This window comes from Fulvivirga kasyanovii, assembly GCF_009711405.1.
GTDB lineage: Bacteria > Bacteroidota > Bacteroidia > Cytophagales > Cyclobacteriaceae > Fulvivirga > Fulvivirga kasyanovii.
Genome location: NZ_SMLW01000011.1, coordinates 1 through 228, shown reverse-complemented (window position 1 = coordinate 228; position 228 = coordinate 1). Strand labels below are relative to the sequence as shown.

Below are 228 nucleotides of genomic sequence, written 5' to 3'. Positions count from 1 at the left end.
CACCAGCAGCGTCATCGGTTCGTCCGGCACGCACCCCGTCAGGAGGCAGCACGGTAAAAGCTACCCTGAAGGAACTCATCGGCAGCAGTTTGAAACTATCACCTGAATCCCTTGAAGAAGACAAGACCTTTACAGAATACGGTGTGGACTCCCTTCTGGTGATGGAGTTGACCAAAAAACTAAGCGAGCGCTACGGCACCCTTGATACGACCGTATTATTTGAATATG

At 50.9% G+C, this 228-nt stretch carries 1 protein-coding gene; it reads left to right on the top strand.

The window, feature by feature from the left end:
- On the top strand, positions 1 to 228 hold a 228-nt coding region (locus E1163_RS00020; RefSeq protein ID WP_155168500.1), incomplete at both ends, for an acyl carrier protein.